The organism is Mycobacterium sp. P2_H7, assembly GCF_056403275.1.
In genome coordinates this window covers 304,902-327,492 of record NZ_JBFUFU010000001.1, presented here as the reverse complement: position 1 = coordinate 327,492, position 22,591 = coordinate 304,902, and the positions used below count along the sequence as shown (strand labels likewise).

At 67.1% G+C, this 22,591-nt stretch carries 17 protein-coding genes; 3 read left to right on the top strand and 14 right to left on the bottom strand.

All coding sequences use genetic code 11. The features are described 5' to 3' along the window. Positions 1-6: 6 nt before the first annotated feature. Complete coding sequence (locus tag AC1DY7_RS01620) at positions 7-408, top strand: DUF3060 domain-containing protein (protein WP_477491892.1); 402 nt, start codon at positions 7-9, stop codon at positions 406-408. On the opposite strand, the gene AC1DY7_RS01615 is transcribed toward AC1DY7_RS01620, so the two are convergent. The 4 genes from AC1DY7_RS01615 to AC1DY7_RS01600 are packed head-to-tail and all read right to left on the bottom strand — an operon-like array spanning position 405 to position 4,432. Next, on the bottom strand, positions 405-1,181 hold the full coding sequence (locus AC1DY7_RS01615; protein ID WP_477491891.1) for a crotonase/enoyl-CoA hydratase family protein: 777 nt from the start codon (positions 1,179-1,181) through the stop codon (positions 405-407). The two genes, AC1DY7_RS01620 and AC1DY7_RS01615, sit on opposite strands and share 4 nt — an antisense overlap. Continuing rightward, entirely contained in the window at positions 1,178-1,930 is a 753-nt protein-coding gene (locus tag AC1DY7_RS01610; RefSeq protein ID WP_477491956.1) for a PaaX family transcriptional regulator C-terminal domain-containing protein, read from the bottom strand. The genes AC1DY7_RS01615 and AC1DY7_RS01610 overlap by 4 nt, the downstream gene beginning before the upstream one ends. Next, complete coding sequence (locus AC1DY7_RS01605) at positions 1,887-2,813, bottom strand: crotonase/enoyl-CoA hydratase family protein (protein ID WP_477491890.1); 927 nt, start codon at positions 2,811-2,813, stop codon at positions 1,887-1,889. The genes AC1DY7_RS01610 and AC1DY7_RS01605 overlap by 44 nt, the downstream gene beginning before the upstream one ends. Then, positions 2,810-4,432 carry an acyl-CoA dehydrogenase family protein gene (locus tag AC1DY7_RS01600; RefSeq protein ID WP_477491889.1) on the bottom strand — a complete coding sequence of 541 codons (1,623 nt, stop codon included), beginning with the start codon at positions 4,430-4,432 and terminating at the stop codon, positions 2,810-2,812. Before AC1DY7_RS01600 ends, AC1DY7_RS01605 begins: the two co-directional genes overlap by 4 nt. Positions 4,433-4,477: 45 nt before the next feature. Between AC1DY7_RS01600 and AC1DY7_RS01595 the strand changes: the two genes are divergently transcribed. After that, positions 4,478-4,807, top strand: a complete 330-nt coding sequence (locus AC1DY7_RS01595) for a cupin domain-containing protein (RefSeq protein WP_477491888.1) — start codon at positions 4,478-4,480, stop codon at positions 4,805-4,807. Here AC1DY7_RS01595 and AC1DY7_RS01590 read toward each other — a convergent pair. The 7 genes from AC1DY7_RS01590 to AC1DY7_RS01560 all read right to left on the bottom strand — a co-directional run bounded on the left by AC1DY7_RS01590 (position 4,804) and on the right by AC1DY7_RS01560 (position 16,629). Then, the gene (locus AC1DY7_RS01590) at positions 4,804-5,553 is read right to left on the bottom strand and encodes a deoxyribonuclease IV (protein WP_477491887.1); all 750 of its coding nucleotides are present in this window, start codon (positions 5,551-5,553) and stop codon (positions 4,804-4,806) included. The genes AC1DY7_RS01595 and AC1DY7_RS01590 overlap by 4 nt on opposite strands. Before the next feature lie 156 nt (positions 5,554-5,709). After that, entirely contained in the window at positions 5,710-9,672 is a 3,963-nt protein-coding gene (locus tag AC1DY7_RS01585; protein ID WP_477491886.1) for a DNA-directed RNA polymerase subunit beta', read from the bottom strand. Positions 9,673-9,754: 82 nt separating this feature from the next. Then, complete coding sequence (gene rpoB / locus AC1DY7_RS01580) at positions 9,755-13,255, bottom strand: DNA-directed RNA polymerase subunit beta (protein ID WP_477491885.1); 3,501 nt, start codon at positions 13,253-13,255, stop codon at positions 9,755-9,757. A gap of 514 nt (positions 13,256-13,769) precedes the next feature. Next, entirely contained in the window at positions 13,770-14,846 is a 1,077-nt protein-coding gene (locus tag AC1DY7_RS01575) for an ABC transporter ATP-binding protein (RefSeq protein WP_477491884.1), read from the bottom strand. Positions 14,847-15,015: 169 nt separating this feature from the next. Then, on the bottom strand, positions 15,016-15,402 hold the full coding sequence (rplL, locus tag AC1DY7_RS01570) for a 50S ribosomal protein L7/L12 (protein WP_477491883.1): 387 nt from the start codon (positions 15,400-15,402) through the stop codon (positions 15,016-15,018). Positions 15,403-15,440: 38 nt separating this feature from the next. Continuing rightward, positions 15,441-15,980: a 50S ribosomal protein L10 gene (gene rplJ, locus AC1DY7_RS01565; RefSeq protein WP_477491882.1), complete on the bottom strand. Its 540-nt coding sequence runs from the start codon at positions 15,978-15,980 to the stop codon at positions 15,441-15,443. A 214-nt stretch (positions 15,981-16,194) separates the two neighbouring features. After that, positions 16,195-16,629, bottom strand: coding sequence for an anthrone oxygenase family protein (locus tag AC1DY7_RS01560; RefSeq protein ID WP_477491881.1), 435 nt, complete (start codon positions 16,627-16,629; stop codon positions 16,195-16,197). A 79-nt stretch (positions 16,630-16,708) separates the two neighbouring features. Between AC1DY7_RS01560 and AC1DY7_RS01555 the strand changes: the two genes are divergently transcribed. Further along, positions 16,709-17,119 carry a winged helix-turn-helix transcriptional regulator gene (locus AC1DY7_RS01555; protein ID WP_477491880.1) on the top strand — a complete coding sequence of 137 codons (411 nt, stop codon included), beginning with the start codon at positions 16,709-16,711 and terminating at the stop codon, positions 17,117-17,119. On the opposite strand, the gene AC1DY7_RS01550 is transcribed toward AC1DY7_RS01555, so the two are convergent. From AC1DY7_RS01550 to AC1DY7_RS01540, 3 genes are read right to left on the bottom strand one after another with little or no spacing between them, the layout of a single operon-like run. Next, a complete protein-coding gene (locus tag AC1DY7_RS01550) occupies positions 17,017-17,922 on the bottom strand; it encodes an ROK family protein (protein ID WP_477491879.1) in 906 nt (301 codons plus the stop codon). The genes AC1DY7_RS01555 and AC1DY7_RS01550 overlap by 103 nt on opposite strands. Continuing rightward, complete coding sequence (locus AC1DY7_RS01545; protein WP_477491878.1) at positions 17,922-18,488, bottom strand: DUF7158 domain-containing protein; 567 nt, start codon at positions 18,486-18,488, stop codon at positions 17,922-17,924. Before AC1DY7_RS01545 ends, AC1DY7_RS01550 begins: the two co-directional genes overlap by 1 nt. Next, positions 18,485-22,591 carry a glycoside hydrolase family 38 N-terminal domain-containing protein gene (locus AC1DY7_RS01540; RefSeq protein ID WP_477491877.1) on the bottom strand — a complete coding sequence of 1,369 codons (4,107 nt, stop codon included), beginning with the start codon at positions 22,589-22,591 and terminating at the stop codon, positions 18,485-18,487. Before AC1DY7_RS01540 ends, AC1DY7_RS01545 begins: the two co-directional genes overlap by 4 nt.

Genomic DNA, 22,591 nt, shown 5'->3' with positions numbered 1-22,591 from the left:
GGAGTCATGCGTCTACACATCATCGCGCCGCTGGTCGCGGTGACCTTCGCCGTCGGCGCGGTCGGCTGCGGCGCCGAGGACGGCGGCGGCAAGGCGCCCACAGCGACGGCGGGCACCTCCGGCGCCCAGGTGCAGATCGGCAACACCATCAACTACGGGTCGTTCGGCACCACCGCCGAAATCGACTGTGCCGACGGCAAAGCCCTCAACATCGGGGGTTCCAACAACACGTTGACCGTGAAGGGCACCTGTTCCAGTGTGAATGTCGGTGGCGCGGACAACAAGCTGACCTTCGACCACGTCGACAAATCGATCAGCGTGGTCGGCCTGAACAACACCGTCGTCTACAAAGACGGCGACCCCAAGGTCGACGATCTCGGCTCCGGCAACAAGGTCAGCAAGAGCTAATCGGCGCGGGCGCCGTGGCGCCCGGCGCCGTCGGCGAAACGCTGCGCCCCGGCCACCGACTCGGCCGCCACCTTCTGCAGGCTGCCGAACTCGAAATTGATTGCGGCCTGCTCTGATTCACCCCATTGGTGCAATGCGGACAGCCGGTCCGCACGCAGGCACAGCTGCGGAAGCGCCGCGAGCTCGGCGGCCAGTTCCTCGGCCGCCCGGCGGGCATCGCCCACCGGCACCACCCGATTCGCCAGGCCGATCGCCAGCGCCTCGGTGGCGTCGACGGACCTGCCGGTGAGGATGAGGTCCATGGCACGGCTCTGCCCGATCAACCGGGGCAACCGCACCGTGCCACCGTCGATCAGCGGAACGCCCCAGCGCCGGCAGAACACCCCGAACACGGCGTCCTGTTCGACGACGCGGAGGTCGGCCCACAACGCCAGTTCCAGCCCACCGGCCACGGCGTACCCACTGATCGCCGCGATCACGGGTTTGGACAGCACCATGCGGGTCGGGCCCATCGGCCCCGGCCCGGTCCGGTGCGTCTGATTCATCTCGGGTGTGCCGAACGCCTTGAGATCTGCTCCGGCGCAGAAGGTTCCGTTGTCACCGCAGAGCACCGCGACGGACGCCGAGTCGTCGCGGTCGAATTCGTCGAACGCCGCGTACAACTGCGCGGCGGTCGGGCCGTCGACGGCATTGCGCGCCTGCGGCCGGTTCATGATGACCGTCGTGACCGGCCCGTTGCGCTCGACCCGTACGCCGTCCTGCGGATCGGTCATGTCGCCTCCACCCTTTCGCGCATCGCCGCCAATTCGGCAGCGAAATCCTGATATGCCCGGCGCAACGCGTCCCCCGGCCAGTCGGCGGGAACCAGTTCCGCGGGCAGCACCGGGTCGGTGACCAGGTGCCGGACGATCCCCGCCGCGACCACGAACCGGGCCGGCACGTCATCGGCCGCCGCCATCTCGGCGAGCAGTGCGCGCCCGGTCTGCGCCCACGCCGGGAGATCCCAGAGCAGCGCGGCCAGACCGGCGGGATCGTCGTCCCGCGAACGCAGCACCCGCACCCGTTGCGCGGCGGGCACCGGCTGGGCCAGATTGTCCGGCCGCAACCACAGACCTTCGCGCAGTTCACCGAACCTGCTCTGCATCAAGGTGTTCCGCAGTTCCGCCCGGCTTCGCGCGTCGGCACCCACGGCGGTGATGACGAGGGTGATCCACTGCCCTTTCCACTTCCGCGCCTGGGGGGCCAGCGCATCGTCCTGCCGTCGTTGCCGGGCCAGCAGCCGTTCCGAGAGCCGGTACCCGTCGTCGGAGCGGACCAGATCCCCCGCGCCGACCATCCTGGTCAGGGCGACCCGCAGGGTGGGCTCCCGGATGTCGAAATCCGAAGTCAGATGGATCAATTCGGCGGCCGAGGCCCACGCGGGATGCGCACCCAGCAGCACGCTGAGCACCACCGATCGCGCGGTCAGGCGCAGCACCTCAGACCCCGGACGTCCGGCGGCCGTAGTCCCCCAGGGGCTCATCACGGTGACGCACCGCCTCACGGAATCCGTGCGCGGTCGCGTCAGCGACGAACGCATGGCCCTCCGGGGTGTGGCGGGCGATCCCATCGAACACCGTGCTGACCATCTGGCTGGTGGCCACCCCCTGCTGCAGCAGGGCGGTGTTGCAGGCCAGCTTCGCCATGATGAGCTGGTTCACCGGCATCGCCGCGATGCGCGCCACCAGGCGCTCGGTCCGCTCGTCGAGGTCCTCGGGCGCCGGGGCCTCGACCGCCAGGCCCCACTCGGCGGCCTGCGCACCGGTGAGGCAATCCCCGGTGAACAGAAGCCTTTTCGCGCGCTGGTCACCGAGGCGGTGCGCCCACAGACCCGCGGCGGGCACGCCCCAGACACGCATCGGCGGATAGCCGATCTTGGCGTCGGAGGCGGCGATCACCTGGTCGGCGTGCAGCGCGATATCGGTGCCCCCGGCAACGCAGTATCCGTGAATCTTCACGACCGTCGGCTTGTCGGCCCGCATGAGGCTGGAGAACCCGCGGACGAATCGGCTCATCATCTGATAGTCGATCATCGGGTCCCACGGCCGGTCCGGCAGATGGTTGACGGCCTGGGTCCGGCCGTCCAGCGTCGTCCCGTCATAGCGACCGGAGCCGCCCGCCGAGGAGGTGCCGTCGGCGTAGGCGGACAGGTCGAACCCGGCGCAGAACCCTTCGCCCCGACCGGACACCAGGATGACGTGCACGGCCGGGTCGAGGTCGGCCTGTTCGACGCACGCCGCGAGCTCCAGCGGGGTGTCCGCGACGATCGAGTTGCCCTTGTCCGGGCGGTTGAAGGTGATTCGGGCGACCCGGCCGGTGACCTCGTAGGTCATCGTTTTCAAGGACGTGGTGTTCAGATTGGTCACCCCTTCACCAGGGCCCGCTCGATGATCGGCGCCAGATCGAGGCCCGCGGGCAGGGTGCCGAACGCGCCGCCCCACTGCCGTTCCAGCCGGGTGGCCAGGAACGCCTCCGCGACCGCCGGGTGACCGTGGCGGACCAGCAGCGCACCCTGCAGCGCCAGGCTGATGTCCTCGGCGATCTTGCGGGCCCGGTATTCGATGTTCTCGAAATCGCCGAGCTGCGCCTTGAGACGGGCTACATGCGCGTCCAGCCGTGGCTCGGAACTCGTGGCCAGTTCGTCGAACAGCACCTCGACGCACTCGGGCCGGGTGGCCATGGCGCGCAACGTGTCCAGCGCGCTCACATTGCCCGAGCCCTCCCAGATGCCCATCAGCGGCGCCTCGCGGTACAGCCGTGGCATGCCGGACTCCTCGGCGTAGCCGTTGCCGCCGAAGCACTCCATGGCCTCGGCGGCGTGCGGCGTCGCACGCTTGCACACCCAGTACTTGCCTGCGGCCAAACCGATACGACGCAGAAGCGCTTCGCGCTCGTCGCCGCGCACCGCTTTGTCGGTGGCACCGGCCATCCGCATCGCCAGCATGGTGGCGGCCTCCGCCTCCACCGCCAGGTCGGCGAGCACGTTGCGCATCAGTGGCTGGTCGAGCAGGTACGCGCCGAACGCCTTTCGGTGCTGGGCGTGGTGCACGGCACGGGTCAGTCCCACGCGCATGCTGGTGGCGCTGCCCAGCGTGCAGTCCAGTCGGGTGAGGTTGACCATCTCGATGATCGTCTTGACGCCGCGGCCTTCCTCGCCGACGAGCCAGGCGGTGGCGTCGTCGTACTCGATCTCGCTGGAGGCGTTGGCGTGATTGCCGAGCTTGTCCTTGAGCCGCTGGATGTGCATCCGATTGCGGGTGCCGTCAGGGAGCACCCGGGGCAGGAAGAAACAGCTGAGCCCTGTTGGAGCCTGTGCCAGCACCAGGAACACGTCGCCCATCGGGGCCGAAGTGAACCACTTGTGGCCACGCAATGTGTAGCTGCCGTCGGCGTTCGGCGTGGCCTGCGTGGTGCCGGCGCGCACGTCGGAACCGCCCTGCTTCTCGGTCATCGACATACCGGCGGTCAGGCCGGCCTTGGTGGCGGGCACGCTCAGCTCGGGGTCGTACACCCGGCTGGCGAGCAGCGGCTCGTAGACCGCGGCGAGTTCGGGGTTGAACCGCAGCGCGGGGACCACGGCATACGTCATCGAGATGGGGCAGACGTGGCCGGGCTCGGGCGTCCACACCGACATCTTGGCCGCGCGTACCACGTGTGCACCGGGCCGGTCGTCGGCCCACGGGGCGCCGTGCAGGCCGTGCGTCACGGCGGCATTCATCAGTTCGTGGTAGGCCGGGTCGTATTCGACCTCGTCGATGCGGTGGCCGTAGCGGTCGTGGGTGTGCAGGATCGGCACGTTGCGGTCGGCCAGGTCGCCCCAGCGCTGGGCCTGGTGGCTGCCTCCGAGCGCACCCACCTCGTGTACTTCGTCGAGGCCCCACTCGCCGCCCTCGCGGATCAGCGCCTCGGCCAGGGCGGGGAAGGTGGCGGCGTTGTAGTTCTCCAGCGGCGGAACCTGGTTGGTCACGACATGGGTATCTCGCATGTTTCCACTGTTACATTTTTCCGACAACCGCACAAGATATGTAATATGGCTTTCGTGCAGCCCAATACCGTCGTCCGCGCCGCCGAACTGGAACTCACGCTGGAACCGACCGACGGATCTGCGCGCGCCGGAACCCGCCCCCTGATGGAGTTCGGTGGGCTTGAGGTCGGCATCTGGGAGATGACGCCGGGAGAGATGACCGACGTCGAGGCCGATGAGGTGTTCGTGGTGCTATCCGGTGCTGCGACAGTCGAATTCGCCGACGGCGCGACACCCCTGACCCTCGGCCCCGGCGATGTCGTCCGGTTGGCGGCGGGCACCGAGACGGTGTGGACCGTCACCGAGACCCTGCGCAAGGTCTATCTGGCGGGTTAGACGTTCTCGCGCAGGAAGGCGATGTCGTCCTTGCGACCCTCTTCGGAGGTCTCGCAGATGACGGGGGCGCCGGCCGCCTTCACGACGGCGGCCAGCAGTTGCGGATCGATCTGTCCGAGTCCGAAATTCGCGTGCCGGTCGGCACCCGAACCGGCCGCGTCACGCGAGTCGTTGCAGTGCACCAGGTCGATCCGTCCGGTGATGGACTGGATGCGCTCCACGGCGTCGACCAGGGCCTCCCCTGCCGCCCACGCGTGACACGTATCCAGGCAGAAGCCGATTCCCTTGTCGCCGATGTGATCCCACAACCGGGCGATGGTGTCGAAGTGACGGGCCATGGCATGGTCGCCGCCCGCGGTGTTCTCCAGGTACACCGGCACGTCGGTCTTGAGCGCGTCCAGCGCCTTGACCCAGCGCTCGAACCCGGCCTCCATGTCGTTGTCGTCGGCGTGCCCGCCGTGCACGATGACGGCGGTGGCGCCGATGGCCGAGGCGGCATCGCAGGTGTCCTGCAGGATCTTGCGCGACGGGATGCGCACCTTGTTGTTCGCCGAGGCGACGTTGATCAGGTACGGCGCGTGCACGTAGAGCGGCACCGCGGAGGCGCGCAGCGTCTCGGCGTCCTCCCGCGGCGCGGGTTTCTTCCAGCTCTGCGGATTGCCGAGGAAGAACTGCACCACGTCGGCGCCGTCAGCGGTCGCGGCGGCCAGGGGATCAACATTGTCGACATGGGAACCGATCAGCACGCCCGCCAGTCTAGGTGCAGGATCTGACACCGCCGGGCCGTGGTGGTTCGCCGGGTGGGAATCTGACGACGTTCCTGCGTAAATTCCGTCGCCAGATTCACACTCGGACAACGAAAAAGGCCCCCGCGCTGAGCGCGGGGGCCTTCTCGTCACGAACTAGCGGTAATCCGAGTATCCGTAATCGTCCAGCGGCACGGCAGCGCCGGTCGCCTGGCCGAAGTCCGGGCTGTAGTACTGATCCTCGTAGGACGGGATCGTGTACGCAGCAGCGCGGGCTTCTTCGGTCGGCTGAACCTGGATGTCACGGTAACGGGCAATACCCGTACCGGCCGGGATCAACTTACCGATGATCACGTTCTCCTTCAGACCCTGCAGCTTGTCGCTGCGGCAGTTGATCGCCGCATCGGTCAGCACGCGAGTGGTCTCCTGGAACGACGCCGCCGACAGCCACGAATCGGTGGCCAGCGACGCCTTGGTGATACCCATCAGCACCGGACGTCCGGCCGCGGGCTCGTTGCCCTCGGCGACGACCCGACGGTTCTCGACCTCGAACTCGGCACGCTCGGTCAGCGAGCCGGGCAGGAACTCCGTCGCACCCGAATCGATGATCGTCACGCGACGCAGCATCTGCCGGACGATGACCTCGATGTGCTTGTCGTGGATCGACACGCCCTGGGCCCGGTAGACCTCCTGGACTTCCTTGACCAGGTGGATCTGCACCTCGCGCGGGCCCTGCACACGCAGCACCTCGTGCGGATCGGCAGCACCCTCCATGAGCTGCTGGCCCACGGTGACATGGTCACCGTCGGTGAGCAGACGCTCGGAGCCGTCCTCGTGCTTGAACACCTTCAGGCGCTGGCGGCGGGTGAGCTTGTCGTAGACAACCTCTTCGCTGCCATCGTCGGGAACGATGGTGATCTTGTAGAACTTGTCGGTCTCTTCGAGACGGATGCGTCCGGCCACGTCCGCGATCGGGGCCTTGTTCTTCGGCACGCGGGCCTCGAACAGTTCCTGAACACGGGGCAGACCACCGACGATGTCGGCGCCACCGGTAACACCACCCTGGTGGAAGGTACGCATGGTCAGCTGAGTACCGGGCTCACCGATGGACTGCGCGGCGACGATACCGACGGCCTCGCCGATGTCGACGAGCTTGCCGGTGGCCATCGAGCGGCCGTAGCACATGGCACACACGCCGGTACCGGTGGTGCAGGTCAGCACGGAGCGGACCTTCACATCGGTGATGCCGGCAGCCAGCAGGGCGTCGATCGCCGGATCACCGAGGTCATGACCGCGGGCGACGACGACGTTGCCGTCGGCATCCACCGCGTCCGTGGCCAGGGTGCGGGCGTACGCAGACGTCTCGATGTGCTGATCGCGCACCATCGAACCGTCGGCCTGCTTCTCGGCGAGAGTGACGTTGATACCGCGTTCGGTCTCACAGTCGGTCTCACGCACGATGACGTCCTGTGACACGTCCACCAGACGACGGGTCAGGTAACCCGAGTCGGCGGTACGCAGCGCGGTGTCGGCCAGACCCTTACGGGCACCGTGGGTGTTGATGAAGTACTCCAGCACGGTCAGGCCCTCGCGGAACGAGGACTTGATCGGACGCGGGATGTACTCACCCTTCGGGTTGGTCACCAGACCCTTCATGCCCGCGAGCGTGCGGGTCTGGGTCAGGTTGCCCGTGGCACCGGACTTCACGATCGTGATGATCGGGTTGTCCTCGGGGTAGTACGCCTCCAGCGCCTTACCCACCTCTTCGGTGGCCTGCTGCCAGATCTTCACCAGCTCGCCGTTGCGCTCGTCGTGGTTGAGCTTGCCGCGCTGGTACTGCTTCTCGATCGAGTCGGCCTCGCCCTCGTAGCGCTCCAGGATCTCCTGCTTCTGCGGCGGAACCAGAACGTCGGCCATCGAGACGGTGACGCCCGAGCGGGTCGCCCAGTGGAAACCGGCGTCCTTGAGCTTGTCCACGGTCTGTGCGACGACGATCATCGGGTACCGCTCGGCGAGATCGTTGATGATCGACGCCTGCGCCTTCTTGAACATCTGCGCGTTGACGAAGGGATAGCCCTTCGGCAGCAGCTCGTTGAACAGCACGCGGCCCAGCGTGGTCTCGGCGGTCCAGGCATCGCCCGGCTTCCAGCCGCCCTCGACGGAGCCGAAAAGTTCGGCCTCGACGGCGGCCGGCGGACGCTGCTGCGTCAGCCGGATCTTGACCTTGGCCCGCACCGACAGCGCACCGCGGTCCAGGGCCATGATGGCCTCGGCCGGCGAGCTGTACACACCGGACTCCGGCTGATCCTTGGCGGCAGCGACGTATTCGCCGGTGTCGCCCGGGATCTCGGTGGTCAGGAAGAACAGACCGGTCACCATGTCCAGACGCGGCATGGCCAGCGGGCGGCCCGACGCCGGCGACAGGATGTTGTTCGAGGACAGCATCAAGATGCGGGCCTCGGCCTGCGCCTCCGCGGACAGCGGAAGGTGCACGGCCATCTGGTCACCGTCGAAGTCGGCGTTGAACGCCTCACAGACCAGCGGGTGCAACTGGATGGCCTTGCCTTCGACCAGCTGCGGCTCGAAGGCCTGGATACCGAGGCGGTGCAGGGTGGGTGCACGGTTCAGCAGCACCGGGTGCTCGGCGATGACCTCTTCGAGGACATCCCACACCTGGGGACGCTGACGCTCGACCATGCGCTTGGCGCTCTTGATGTTCTGCGCGTGGTTCAGGTCGACCAGGCGCTTCATCACGAACGGCTTGAACAGTTCGAGTGCCATCAGCTTGGGCAGACCACACTGGTGCAGCTTGAGCTGCGGGCCGACGACGATGACCGAACGGCCCGAGTAGTCGACGCGCTTACCGAGCAGGTTCTGACGGAACCGGCCCTGCTTGCCCTTGAGCAGATCGGACAGCGACTTGAGCGGGCGGTTGCCCGGCCCGGTCACCGGACGTCCACGACGGCCGTTGTCGAACAGCGCGTCCACCGACTCCTGAAGCATGCGCTTCTCGTTGTTGACGATGATCTCGGGCGCACCGAGGTCGATCAGTCGCTTGAGCCGGTTGTTGCGGTTGATCACGCGGCGGTACAGGTCGTTGAGGTCGGAGGTCGCGAAGCGGCCACCGTCGAGCTGAACCATCGGGCGCAGCTCCGGCGGGATCACCGGAACGGCGTCGAGCACCATGCCCATGGGCGAGTTGCGGTTCATCTGGAACGCCGCGACGACCTTCAGACGCTTCAGGGCGCGAAGCTTCTTCTGGCCCTTGCCGTTCTTGATGGTGTCGCGCAGCGACTCCGCCTCGGCGTCGATGTCGAAGGTCTCGATGAGCTTCTTGATCGACTCGGCACCCATGGCGCCGTTGAAGTACTCGCCGTAGCGATCCTGCAGCTCGCGGTAGAGCACCTCGTCGACGATGAGCTGCTTGGGAGCCAGCTTGGTGAAGGTGGTCCAGATCTCGTCGAGCCGGTCCAGCTCACGCTGGGTCCGGTCGCGGAGCTGGCGCATCTCCCGCTCGCCACCGTCGCGCACCTTGCGGCGCACGTCGGACTTGGCACCCTCGGCCTCGAGCTCGGCCAGATCGGCTTCGAGCTTCTGGGCCCGGGCCTCCAGGTCGGCGTCGCGCTGATCCTCGACGGACTTCTTCTCGACGACCATCTCGGCTTCGAGCGTGGACAGCTCGTTGTGCCGCATCTCGGTGTCCACCGCGGTGATCACGTAGGCCGCGAAGTAGATGATCTTCTCGAGATCCTTCGGGGCCAGGTCGAGCAGGTAGCCCAACCGGCTGGGCACACCCTTGAAGTACCAGATGTGCGTGACGGGCGCGGCCAGCTCGATGTGGCCCATCCGCTCACGACGCACCTTGGCACGGGTCACCTCGACGCCGCAGCGCTCACAGATGATGCCCTTGAAGCGCACACGCTTGTACTTGCCGCAGTAGCACTCCCAGTCGCGAGTCGGTCCGAAGATCTTCTCGCAGAACAGGCCGTCCTTCTCGGGCTTGAGCGTGCGGTAGTTGATGGTCTCCGGCTTCTTGACCTCACCGAAGGACCAGTTGCGGATGTCGTCCGCGGTCGCGAGACCGATGCGGAGTTCATCGAAGAAGTTGACGTCTAGCACGTAACTCCCTTTCCCCTTTCGGGACTAGAAAAAATATCGATCACAAGGCGGAGGGTTTGACGCCCCGCGGCAGAGCCGCGTGTCAGGCCAAGTCCTCAACGGAAGCAGATTCGTTGCGGGACAGGTTGATTCCGAGGTTGGCAGCAGCGCGCTCCAGGTCCTCGTCATCGCCGTCGCGCATCTCGATCGCGGCACCGTCCGAAGACAGCACCTCGACGTTGAGGCACAGCGACTGCAGTTCCTTGAGAAGCACCTTGAACGACTCCGGGATACCGGGTTCGGGGATGTTCTCGCCCTTGACGATCGCCTCGTAGACCTTGACGCGACCCACCGTGTCATCGGACTTGATGGTGAGCAGCTCCTGCAGCGTGTACGCCGCACCGTAGGCCTGCATGGCCCAGCACTCCATCTCGCCGAACCGCTGACCACCGAACTGCGCCTTACCACCGAGCGGCTGCTGGGTGATCATCGAGTACGGACCGGTGGAGCGGGCGTGGATCTTGTCGTCCACCAAGTGGTGCAGCTTCAGGATGTACATGTAGCCGACCGTCACCGGGTACGGGAACGGCTCGCCGGAACGCCCGTCGAACAGACGCGCCTTGCCGTCGGCATTGACCATGACCTCGCCGTCGCGGTTGGGCAACGTCGAACCCAACAGGCCGGTGAGCTCGTTCTCGCGGGCACCGTCGAACACCGGGGTGGACACGATGCTGTCCGGCGGGACACTGAGCAGGTTCTCGGGCAGATTGCCCGCCCACTCAGGCAGTTCGTCGGTGCCGTCGACGGTCGAGATGTTCCAGCCGGCCTTGGCCACCCACCCGAGGTGCGTTTCCAAGATCTGGCCGATGTTCATACGACGCGGCACACCGTGGGTGTTCAGGATGATGTCCACCGGGGTGCCATCAGGCATGAACGGCATGTCCTCGACCGGCAGGATCTTGCCGATGACGCCCTTGTTGCCGTGGCGTCCGGCGAGCTTGTCGCCGTCGGAGATCTTGCGCTTCTGGGCCACGTAGACGCGGACCAGCTCGTTGACGCCGGCGGGCAGCTCGTCGTCGTCCTCGCGCGAGAACACGCGGATACCGATGACCTTGCCGGACTCACCGTGGGGCACCTTGAGCGACGTGTCGCGGACCTCGCGGGCCTTCTCGCCGAAGATGGCACGCAGCAGGCGCTCCTCCGGAGTCAGCTCGGTCTCGCCCTTCGGGGTGACCTTGCCGACCAGGATGTCGCCGTCGCGGACCTCGGCACCGATGCGGATGATGCCGCGCTCGTCGAGATCGGCCAGCACCTCATCGGAGACGTTCGGGATGTCCCGGGTGATCTCCTCGGCGCCCAGCTTGGTGTCGCGGGCATCGATCTCGTGCTCTTCGATGTGAATCGAGGTGAGCACGTCCTCTTCAACCAGACGGTTGGAGAGGATGATCGCGTCCTCGTAGTTGTGACCCTCCCACGGCATGATCGCCACGAGCAGGTTCTTGCCCAGGGCCATCTCACCGTTCTCGGTGCAGGGACCGTCGGCGAGCACCTGGCCCACCTCGACCCGCTGTCCGTGATCCACGATCGGGCGCTGGTTGGCGCACGTGCCGTGGTTGGAACGGTTGAACTTACGCAGCACGTAGCTCCGGCGGGTGCCGTCGTCGGCCATCACGGTGATGTAGTCGGCGGAGACCTCCTCGACCACACCTGCCTTCTCGGTGACGACGACGTCGCCGGCATCGATGGCCGCACGCAGCTCCATACCGGTACCGACCAACGGGGCCTCGCTGCGGACCAGCGGAACCGCCTGGCGCTGCATGTTGGCACCCATCAGGGCACGGTTGGCGTCGTCGTGCTCGAGGAACGGGATCATGGCCGTCGCGACCGACACCATCTGGCGCGGCGAGACGTCCATGTAGTCGACCTCGTTCGCCGAGATGACCTCGACCTCGCCGCCCTTACGACGGACGAGGATGCGCTCTTCGATGAAGCGGTTGTCGTCGTCGATCGGCGAGTTGGCCTGCGCCACGACGTGGCGGTCCTCCTCGTCGGCGGTGAGGTAGTCGATCTGATCGGTGACGACACCATCGGTGACCTTGCGGTACGGCGTCTCGATGAAACCGAACGGGTTGACCCGCGCGTACACCGACAGCGATCCGATCAGGCCGATGTTCGGGCCTTCCGGGGTCTCGATCGGGCACATCCGGCCGTAGTGGCTGGAGTGCACGTCGCGGACCTCAAGGCCGGCACGCTCACGGGACAGACCACCGGGGCCCAGCGCCGACAGGCGGCGCTTGTGGGTCAGACCCGACAGCGGGTTGTTCTGATCCATGAACTGCGACAGCTGGCTGGTGCCGAAGAACTCCTTGATGGCCGCCACGACGGGACGGATGTTGATCAGGGTCTGCGGCGTGATCGCCTCGACGTCCTGAGTCGTCATCCGCTCGCGGACCACGCGCTCCATGCGGGACAGGCCCACCCGGATCTGGTTCTGGATCAGCTCGCCGACGGTACGCAGGCGACGGTTGCCGAAGTGGTCGATGTCATCGACCTCGACCGGGACCTCGACACCATCGGGCGCGGTCATCGAGTTCTGGCCCTCGTGCAGACGCACCAGGTACTCGATGGTGGCGGCGATGTCCTCGGGGGTCAGCGTCGAATTGGTGATCGGCTGCCCGGCGTTGAGGCCGAGCTTCTTGTTGACCTTGTAGCGGCCGACGCGGGCCAGGTCGTAGCGCTTCTCCTTGAAGAACAGGTTCTCCAGCAGGGTCTGCGCGGACTCCTTGGTGGGCGGCTCGCCCGGGCGCAGCTTCCGGTAGATGTCCAGCAGCGCCTCATCGGTGCCGGCGGTGTTGTCCTTCTCCAGCGTGCCCATCATGATCTCGGAGAAGCCGAAGCGCTCCACGATCTGCTCGTTGGTCCACCCCAGCGCCTTGAGCAGCACGGTGACGGGCTGACGGCGCTTGCGGTCGATGCGCACACCGACGGTGTCGCGCTTGTCGACGTCGAACTCCAGCCACGCGCCACGGCCCGGGATGACCTTCACGCTGTGCAGGTCCTTCTCGGTGGCCTTGTCGATCGAGGAGTCGAAGTAGACGCCCGGCGAACGGACCAGCTGCGACACCACGACACGCTCGGTGCCGTTGATGATGAAGGTGCCCTTGTCGGTCATCATCGGGAAATCACCCATGAAGACCGTCTGGCTCTTGATCTCACCGGTGTTGTTGTTGATGAACTCGGCCGTGACGAACAGCGGGGCCGCGTACGTCATGTCCTTGTCTTTGCACTCGTCGACCGGCGCCTTGACTTCGTCGAAGCGCGGGTCGGAGAAGCTCAGCGACATGGAGCCGGAGAAATCTTCGATCGGTGAGAGCTCGGCGAGTACCTCTTCGAGGCCACCTACCGGGTTCGCAAGGTCACCGCGGGCGGTGGCCTTCGTGCGCCACTGCTCGGATCCGACCAACCATTCGAAAGAATCGATCTGAACGTCGAGCAGCCCCGGAACCTCGAGAGGTTCACGGAGCTTCGCGAATGAAATTCGGTTAGGCGCTCCCGGTACGGAGTTAGAAGAAATATCGGACTTGCTCTGGCGAGAGACTGCCAAGATGCACCCTTCCAGCACCTCATGCGACATTCGGTACCGGAAACCCGGACCGTGGCCGCTGTATTCTGCGTTCGGTTCGGCTGGCGTTCTCACAGTCCGAACCTCGGAACACACGGCACGCGTCTAGGTCACTGAGCAGGGCTCAGGCTAGAACGACGATGTCAGGTGCGGATGAGGGTGGGCAGGATGCAGCCAGCGCAACGTCCAACGATAGCGCACGTCCGCGTCATATTCAACGAGCATCCTTCAACCACCGCGTGTGATGTCGGCGAGGCGCTGGCTGGCGTCCTCGATCCGTGCACACATGCTGCCCAACAGAGTGGCCCGTCCGGGCCTTTCCGTCAAGACTTCACACGCGTTTTGCTGTGCACTTTTGGATAGTAGCGGGCCGCACCGACACCAGCGCGTCAGAGGGCACCGTGAGGAAGATCACATCCATGGAGAGTGTGCAGGGGTTGCGAAACAGCAGCGGCCGGCGGGACCGCTAGCAGTCCCGCCGGCCGATGTGTAAGGCCTACTGTTCGGTTGCCCGCGGAATCGAGGCCGTCGGGAACTCTTCGTCGTGGCTCCCGTGCCGGGGCTCGTCGGAGAACTCGTGCACCTTGTACTTGTGGGTGCCGTCGAGATCGTCCAGGATCGCGGCCTGGGCGGCCGGCGGCAGCGTGTGCAGGATCTCGCGCACCCGGGCCTGACGACGAGCCACACCCTGGCGCTCGGGCATACCCGGCGTCGCGATGAGCTGCGGCGGCACGCCCTCGATCTCCTCGACGCCACCGTCGCTCTGACCGGCATCCATCATGGCCTGCTCGGCCGCGGCGGTCGCCTCGTCCTTCTCCTCCGACATACCGATCGGACCGATACGACGTCCGTTGAGGAACTGCTTGACGACGGGCTCTTCACTGGTCAAGAGCACCTCGCGCGGGCCGAACATGACCAGCTTCTTGCGGAACAGCATGCCGATGTTGTCCGGCACCGTCCGGGCGATGTTGATGTTGTGCGTCACGATCAGCACGGTCGCATCGATCTGCGCGTTGATGTCGATGAGCAGCTGGGACAGGTACGCGGTACGGACCGGGTCCAGACCGGAGTCCGGCTCGTCGCACAGGATGATCTGCGGATCCAGCACCAACGCGCGGGCCAGGCCGGCGCGCTTGCGCATACCGCCGGAGATCTCACCGGGGAACTTGTGCCCGTCATTGGGCATACCCACCAGTTCGAGCTTCTCCATCACGATCTTGCGGATGTCGGACTCGGACTTCTTCGTGTGCTCACGCAACGGGAAGGCCGTGTTGTCGTAGATGTTCATCGAGCCGAACAGCGCGCCGTCCTGGAACAGCACACCGAACAGGGTGCGGATCTCGTAGAGCTCCTTGGCCGAGCACTCCAGGATGTTGGTGCCGTCGATGTAGATGGCACCCTTCTCCGGGCGCAGCAGGCCGATCAGAGACTTCAGGAACACCGATTTACCGGTACCGGAGGGGCCCAGCAACACGCTGACCTCGCCCTCGGGAACCGTCAGCGTGACGTCCTCCCAAATCTTCGACGAACCAAAAGACTTACTCAGTCCAGTTACGTCGATTGCGACGCCCATACGATTTCCTTCCGCCTACGGCCCACCGCGCCACCTGCGGTACCCCGCCTGTGGCTTGAGTCACTGTAGCGCACGCAGGATTTCAGCAACACAGAAGTCAACGGCAATCGAATCCGCTGCACGACAAAGGGCCGGGTCGTTTCCGACCCGGCCCTTCGAAGAGCTGAAACTACTTGACGGTGACCGATGCGCCGGCGGCCTCGAGCTTGGCCTTGGCGTCCTCGGCGGCGTCCTTGTTGACCTTCTCCAGCAGCGGCTTGGGCGCTGCGTCGACCAGGTCCTTGGCTTCCTTCAGACCCAGGCCGGAAACGATCTCGCGGACGACCTTGATGACGCCGATCTTCTTCTCGCCGGCACCCTCGAGGATGACGTCGAACTCGGTCTGCTCCTCGGCGGCCTCAGCGGCGGCCGGGGCTGCGCCGGCGGCGGCGACGGCAACCGGAGCGGCGGCGGTGACGTCGAAGGTCTCTTCGAACTGCTTCACGAACTCAGAGAGCTCGAGCAGGGTCAGTTCCTTGAACGCGTCGAGCAGTTCTTCGGTGGACAGCTTTGCCATGGTGATTCCTTATCTCTGTAACTATGTGGTGGTTTGTCTTAAGCAGCGGGTTCTGCTGAACCTTCTGCGGCCTTCTTCTCTTGCAGAGCTGCGGCCAGGCGCGCGACCTGGGACGCGGGCGCCACGAACAGCGCCGCGGCCTGGGACTGCTTCGCCTTCAGGGCGCCGGCGACGCGCGCCAGCAACACCTCGCGCGACTCCAGGTCGGCGATGCGCTCGACCTCGGACACGGACAGCGCGCGGCCGTCCATGTAGCCGCCCTTGATGACGAGCGCCTTGTTGTCCTTGGCGAACTTCTTGATCGCCTTCGCGGCGTCAACGGGCTCACCGTTGATGAACGCGATGGCGGTCGGGCCGGCGAACAGATCGTCGAGACCTTCGATGCCGGCCTCGGACGCCGCACGCTTCACCAAGGTGTTCTTGGCGACGGTGTAGGTCGTCGCTTTGCCCAGCGACCTGCGCAGCTCGGCAAGGTTGGTGACCGTCAGGCCGCGGTACTCGGTGACGACGGTGGCCGTCGCCTCCTTGAACTTCTCGGCGATGTCGGCGACCGCGGTGGCCTTGTCAGCGTTGGCCATGCTTGCCTCCTCGTGATGGTTGGGATGTCCACCAACCGACGGGCGCAAGGGCCGGAAATCACAAACGCCCCGACACAGACAGGTCGGGGCGCACAGAAATACTGCTACCTCGTCCTCCTGCGTGGGTCGCCGGGAAATCCCGGACCTTCAACCGATTTCTCGGTAACCGACGGTCTTCGGTGGAACCCGGCAAGAATAGCGGACTCCGGGCCCATCAGCCAAAACGGGCCACCACCACCAACACGAACGCGGCGAACAGCAGCCCGACCCGGACCCAGTGCACGCGGTCCCAGCGGGAGGCCAGTTCGCGGGAGACGTCGCCCTCGGTGGCCCACGCCCCCACCCGATTGTTGATGGGGACCAGCACCGCGAAGGTCAGGGCCATCAGCGCGACCATCATCACCAGAGCCGCCACCACCAGCGGATCGGTGGGCGTCACGACCAGCGCGGCCACCACCGCGAGCACCGCGGCTGCGTACCAGAACGGCATCACCCTGCCGAGCACTCTGCTGCTGTGGCTGCGGGTCTGGCGATAGCCGTCGCCGGACAGCCTGCCCAATAGCGGATGGGTGAAGGCGGTGACCCCGAATTCGACACCGACCAGTGGACCGAGGATCAGAATTGCCACCACGCCCGCGATGTCCGTCATACCATCGAGCCTGGTGGTTACGCGTACCAGAAACAAGGTACTGACAAATCTGTCAGTGCATGCCCATCGAGGAGGCGTGATGGCGGTATCGAAGAAGGGCATCAACGAATGCCCGATAGACACCGCGCTGACCGTCATCGACGGTCGCTGGAAGGGCACCATCATGTGGCGCCTGCAGGACGGGCCGATGCGTACCGCCGAACTGCGTCGCAGCATCCCCGACATCACCGAACGCATGCTGATCCGGCACCTGCGCGACATGGTCGACGCCGGCATCCTCGACCGGCACGACGCCCAGACCGTGCCGCCGTGCGTGCACTACTCCATCTCCGAGTACGGCAGGACCCTCGGCCCGGTGCTCCAATTGCTCTGCGATTGGGGGCGCACTCACATGGTGCGCGCCAGCGCCGCCGCACCCACCAGTCCCGCATCCCCACCGAGCGCGGCGGGCACCACCCGCAGGTCCCTGATGAAGGACAGCCCGGCATAGTCGCGCAGCGCGGCCCGGAGCGGGCCGAACAGCAGTGCCCCCGACTTCGCCACCCCGCCGCCGATCACGACGAGGTCCAGGTCGCAGGTCGCCGCCACGCCGGCGATCATCATCGCCACCGCGGCCGCACCGCGGCGAAAGGCCTTCAGTGCGACCTCGTCGCCCGCGGCGGCCGCCTCGGCCAGCTGCTTGGCATCGGCGTCGGGTGGTGCCGCCCAACCGTTTTCCCGCGCCCAGCGCACCAGATGCGGTCCCGCCGCCACGGTCTCGACGCAGCCCCGGCCGCCGCACGTACACGGCAGCCCGTCGGGCTCGACGATCACGTGACCGACATGCCCGGCATTGCCGGTGCGCCCGTCATAGGGCACACCATCGAGGACCAGTCCCCCGCCGATCCCCGTCGAGACCACCATTCCCAGCAGGAAGTCCGCACCCGCCCCGGCCCCGCGCCACTGCTCGCCGAGCGCCATGCACAGCCCGTCACCGCCCAGGCGCACCGGACCGCCGGTGAGCTGCCGGGCCCGCTCGACGATCGGAAAGTCGCGCCAGGTGGCGATATTGATGGGGCTGACAGTGCCGGCGCGCAGGTCGACCGGACCGGCCGAGCTGATACCCGTCCCGATCACGGGTCCGCCTGCGCGGTGCAATGCGTCGCGGATCAGGTCGGCGGCCACCGACCACACCGCGTCCGCGTCTCCGTGCGGTGTCGGCAGCTGGTCTCGGTGCGTCAGTGTGCCCTCGCCGTCGACGAGGCCGACGGCGATCTTGGTGCCGCCGACGTCGAGCGCGAGGGTGAGTTCCATCAGTGCCGGTGGGTGTTGTCGGGCTGGCGGGGGTCGCCAGGGTGTTCATAGCCGGGCGCCAGGCGCACCACGTCGGCGCAGCGGCTGTCCAGCCAGCGCCGGAAGGTCCGGCGGCGAGCAGCGGCGGTCAGGTGCGCGGTGATCGCGGGGCGTGCCTGGGTCAGCGAGATGGCCGTGCGTCGAGGACCGAACCGGGTCGGATTGCGCGCGTGGTAGGCCGCGACTTGGTCCTCGGTGCTGGTGACCGCGGCGGTGACGCGGGCGAACACCGCACGGGCATGGTCGGATTCGAGCACCGCGGCGGCGATGCTGCCGATCTCCAATCGGGCTGCGGCGTCGGGTAATACGTCGGTGAGCGGGGGTGGATCCGCATCGGCCGGTTCGCGCGCGACCACGCGTTCGGCGACGAGCAACTGGGTCAGCCAGCGGCGCAGCTGCCTGCCCTCACTGGTGTCCGGGCGCGGCAGCGCGGACGCCAGCGTGCCCGCCCGCACACGCCGTTCCCGTTCGTCGACCTCGGCCTCCGACACCGGCCGGCCGGCCACCCAGGCCACCGTCGCCGTCACGCTGTCACCTCCACCGCGACGGCGGGCGAATACACCAGCCGGCCCGCGCAGGCCACCCGGATCAGCGCCCACCACCGGCCCGGCTGCACCCACGGCGGTGGGGTCACGTCGAAACTCAGCTGCAGCGTCCCGCGGGCCGGTATCTCCGCGCCGGTGGCGGCGGGCCCCAGCCACTCCCAGGTTCCCCACGGACTGATCAGGTGGGCTTCGACGGCCAGGCCGGCCCCCGCGTCGGTGCCGACCGTGACCGTCAGCCGCGCGTTCTCGCCTGCCCGCACGCTCACGGGTTCCGGTCCGGAGATCAGCCGCAGCACGTCGGCGTCGGGCGGCGCGTCGACCGAGATCATGCACACGTCCTCGACGACCTGGTGCCACACAGCGGGCAACCCGCGGCCACCGGCCGCGAGCTCGGCGCGGACGGGGTACCGGCCGGGCACGATGTCCGGCGGCAGCGTCACCTCGACGTCGGCGTCCAGGTACTCCCCCGGCGGCAGGACGAAGGACAACTCGGCCGGATCGGCCGCCCAGGCCGGCGGCACGACCAGTCGGACCCGGCCGTGCAGCGCGCTGTCCGTGCAGTCGCTGGCCACGGTGAGACGAAGGCGCACAACAGACTTCGGCGTGGCCGCGAGTTGGCTGGGATGCAGGTGCGCCACCAGCGGCAGTCCACCCAACGGGGCGGGACCCCGGTTGTGCAGCCAGTACCGGGCGTACAGCGGTTGGGCGTCCTCGGAGTCCGGGGCCAGCCGCTGCTGGTCGGCGTTGGCTATCCGGATGCCGCCCAGCCTGCCACGCAGGGTGGCGATCTGATAGCCGTGCATGTCCGTGGTCGCCGGCCCGGCGGGACGCTCCAGCAGGTCCGCCTCGACCAGCGGGGAGATGCTGCACAGGCCCGATCGGACCACGAATTCCGCACTGCGGCCGTGTGTTTCGACCAACCTGAACGTGACCGAAGACGGGTCGACCGGCTCGGTCGACCCGGTCGCGAACGGGTTGCCTGCCGCCTTGAGCGCTCCGAGGGTGACCCGGCCACCCGTGGAGTCGACGTCGAGCAGGGCCCCGTGGGCGGGCAATCCCTCGGCACCGGCCCGCCGGTTGCGCACCGCGATCAGCGGATGGGAGAACTCCGCACTCCGGATCGGGATGTCGGCGTCGCGCCAGTCCCCCTCGCCGGCGATCAGCGCGTAGTCGAAGGTGTGGGACCAGTGCTGCAGTTGAAAGTTCGATCCGTCGGGGGCGGTACGCCGCGGCGGGTCGATCCATGTTCCCGACGGCCATCCGGTGCAGGACCGCATCAACGAGGTGTGCAGGGTGCCATCGGGTTCGACGGCGAAACCCGGTACGCCCCGGTTGCAGAGCGCGACGGTCACCGACTCGAAGGGTGTCAGTTCGGCCGGTGCATCCTGTGGTACGGAGATCTCCGCATCGGCGAGATCCTCGACCAGCGAGCCGATATCGCCGACGACGATCAGCACCGGCAGGCTACGCAGGCCACGCAGGTCGGCGCTGGGCACCCAGGAGTCGACAAGGGCCGAGCCGGCGGGCACCCACACCCGGGCGGTGCCGCCCGCACTCAATTGCCGATCGAGTTCCGTCCGGTGTTCGGGTGAGGTGGCCAGAACCGCGGCGGTGAAGGCGTTCTGGTCCGGGCCGCCAAGGGCGATCCGCGCGTCGGGCAGGTTCGAGTCCACGGACAGGTCGCCGTAGCGCGGTTTACCTGCCGCGCTGCAGGTGGCGGTGACGCCGGCCCGCACGAGGGCGACCATCAGCTCGCGGGTGTCGAATTGCGCGTCGGGCGTGACGACTTCGGCCACCGATACCGCCCGGACGCCGGCACCGACACGCACCCGCAGCATCGAGGACAGCCCGAACCAGCCGTACGCCGGGTTGTCCAACGTGGACGGGTGCTGCGCCGCATCCACCGCGTGGGTGGTGCCGTGGTGGTGCAGCAGGCCGAAGCCGCGACCGATGACGGCGTCGCCCACCTCGCTGGCCGGCATCGCACCGGGCACCGGGCACGGCCAGCGCAGCCGCAGCAGCTTGTCGGCGCCGGTGAATTCGTCGACGGTGGTGCGGCATTCGATGCGCGAGATCCCGTGCCACAGGGTGATCGTCTGGGTGTAGCTCAGGATGTCGCCGATGCGGCCGCGGATGATCAACCGTTCTCCGAGCGGGCTGCGCGACGCCTGGACGACGGCCGGATACGCCGAGGAGCACACCACCGGCCCGCTGGGCAGCAGATGCCACGGCCCTTCGCCGGCCTTCGGATGCGCCGGATGTTCGTCATAGACGGCGAGTTCGTTTCCCACCGCGCCGTCGGCGATCATCTCCCGCCCGCCGGCGAGCACCGAGCTCACCGCGCCACCGCGCTCCGGATCCGCCCTCACCCGATAGTGGTCATTGCCGATCTCCTTGCCCTCCAAGGGCTCCCAACTCGCCCCTGGGTTGGTGTCGTCCAGCCAGTACGCCTGCCAGCCCAGCGATCCGACGTCGTCGGCCAGCCAGCTGACGGTGTGCCCGTCGGATACCGACGGCACGGTGTCCCCGTGCTGGTCGCGCACCACACCGGCGAAGGGGCGGTCCAACTGAGCGGTGACCACGTCAGTCCGGTGGTGTGCCAACGGATTCCACACGACCACCGGGGCGTCCACCGCGCCGCTGAGCAGAGCCAGCGCGTTGTCGCGGGCCGCCCGGCCCAGCTCCCACGCATCGCGCCAGCCGGTCAGCAGATCGAGGTAGACCTGATCGGATTCCGAGCCGGTGATCGCGTCGTGGTGCGCACCGTAGGCCAGCTGAACCCACGCCTTCTCCAGCGCGGCCTGTGGATAGGTGGCCCCGCAGAGCAATCCGGCGAACACCGCGAAGCGTTCCGCCTCCAGCACCACGTTCTCGGCGGCACGGTTGGCCTGTTTGGTGTCGATGTAGGAGACGTCCTTGCCGGTGTAGATCGGGTTCATGTCCCGCGTCTGCACGGACGGTGCCCCACCTTGCTCGTCGAGTTCGGCACGCACGGCGGCGAAGAATTCCTTGGGCAGCGCGCACACGAATCGGGGCCAGGTGTAGCGCGCGTTCCAGTCCCGGTGGATCTCGGTGACCCACTTGTTCGGTGGCGTGTAATCGGTACCGACGGGCAACAGCACATTGCGGGTGAGCGCCACCTTCTTCAGGTTGGCGAACAACTCGAAGGTCTGCTGCTGCGCCTCGGCCAGCGTCGCCGACGAGTCCATCCACCAGCCCGCCGCGTAATGCGCAGGCATGTAGTGGGTCAGCAGCCCGCGTCCGGACGGTGCGGTCCACTCGAACTCGCTCGCGAACTGCATGCGTTCGGGATCACCGTCATCGGCCATCGGGCCCCACTGATGATGCGGTCCGCGGGCCCACGAACTCGACGTCAGCCCGGCATCGGCGGCCATCCCGGGGAACTGCGGATCGTGGCCGAACACGTCGAGCTGCCATGCCGTCGCCGGGTCGGCGCCCAGCACGTCGCGCTGAAAACCGATACCCGCCACGAAGTTCCGGATCGCCGTCTCCGGGCTGGTGAGGTTGGTGTTGGGTTCGTTATAGGTGCCGCCCATGATCTCGATACGGCCCTCGGCGATCAAACGACGTACATCGGCGCGTTCCTCGGGGTGGGTGTCCCAGAACGGCTTGAGATAGTCGACCTCGGCGAGCACGAACTTGTACTCCGGCTCGCGGCGGGCCATCTCCAGATGTGCCGTCACCAATTCGAATCCGTTGGTCTGCCGGCACGCGCCCGGCGGATCCTCGGTCCACACGCTGGTGTAGGCGGCCTGGGTGTTCCACCACACCGGGTCGTAGTGGAAGTGGCTGATCATGTGCATCGTCCAGCCGGGTTCGGCGACGACGAAGGTGAACGGCACCTCCCCGGCGTGTGCCGGTAGTTGCGCGCCAGGTACCGGATCGTCGACGTGCACCGGGATCTCGCAGATGCCGTCGATCGCAGGACCTTCACCGTGCAGGCCGTCTCCCGCGATGCGGATCACCTCGCCGGCCGCGTCCGCGCAGGTGACACGCACGATCTGCAGCGGCGCGTCCGCAGGCCCGGCGAACAGTTCGGTCGACTCCGGTGCGGTCAGACGCAT

What these genes read in the sequence shown, in the direction of transcription:
- AC1DY7_RS01550 (WP_477491879.1), bottom strand. Translation starts at nt 17,922, where the DNA reads ATGGAACTCACCCTCGCGCTCGACGTCGGCGGCACCAAGATCGCCGTC.
- AC1DY7_RS01600 (WP_477491889.1), bottom strand. Translation starts at nt 4,432, where the DNA reads ATGCGAGATACCCATGTCGTGACCAACCAGGTTCCGCCGCTGGAGAAC.
- rplJ (WP_477491882.1), bottom strand. Translation starts at nt 15,980, where the DNA reads ATGGCCAACGCTGACAAGGCCACCGCGGTCGCCGACATCGCCGAGAAG.
- AC1DY7_RS01610 (WP_477491956.1), bottom strand. Translation starts at nt 1,930, where the DNA reads ATGAGCCCCTGGGGGACTACGGCCGCCGGACGTCCGGGGTCTGAGGTG.
- AC1DY7_RS01560 (WP_477491881.1), bottom strand. Translation starts at nt 16,629, where the DNA reads ATGACGGACATCGCGGGCGTGGTGGCAATTCTGATCCTCGGTCCACTG.
- rplL (WP_477491883.1), bottom strand. Translation starts at nt 15,402, where the DNA reads ATGGCAAAGCTGTCCACCGAAGAACTGCTCGACGCGTTCAAGGAACTG.
- AC1DY7_RS01620 (WP_477491892.1), top strand. Translation starts at nt 7, where the DNA reads ATGCGTCTACACATCATCGCGCCGCTGGTCGCGGTGACCTTCGCCGTC.
- AC1DY7_RS01615 (WP_477491891.1), bottom strand. Translation starts at nt 1,181, where the DNA reads ATGACCGATCCGCAGGACGGCGTACGGGTCGAGCGCAACGGGCCGGTC.
- AC1DY7_RS01575 (WP_477491884.1), bottom strand. Translation starts at nt 14,846, where the DNA reads ATGGGCGTCGCAATCGACGTAACTGGACTGAGTAAGTCTTTTGGTTCG.
- AC1DY7_RS01555 (WP_477491880.1), top strand. Translation starts at nt 16,709, where the DNA reads ATGGCGGTATCGAAGAAGGGCATCAACGAATGCCCGATAGACACCGCG.
- AC1DY7_RS01540 (WP_477491877.1), bottom strand. Translation starts at nt 22,591, where the DNA reads ATGCGTCTGACCGCACCGGAGTCGACCGAACTGTTCGCCGGGCCTGCG.
- AC1DY7_RS01595 (WP_477491888.1), top strand. Translation starts at nt 4,478, where the DNA reads ATGGCTTTCGTGCAGCCCAATACCGTCGTCCGCGCCGCCGAACTGGAA.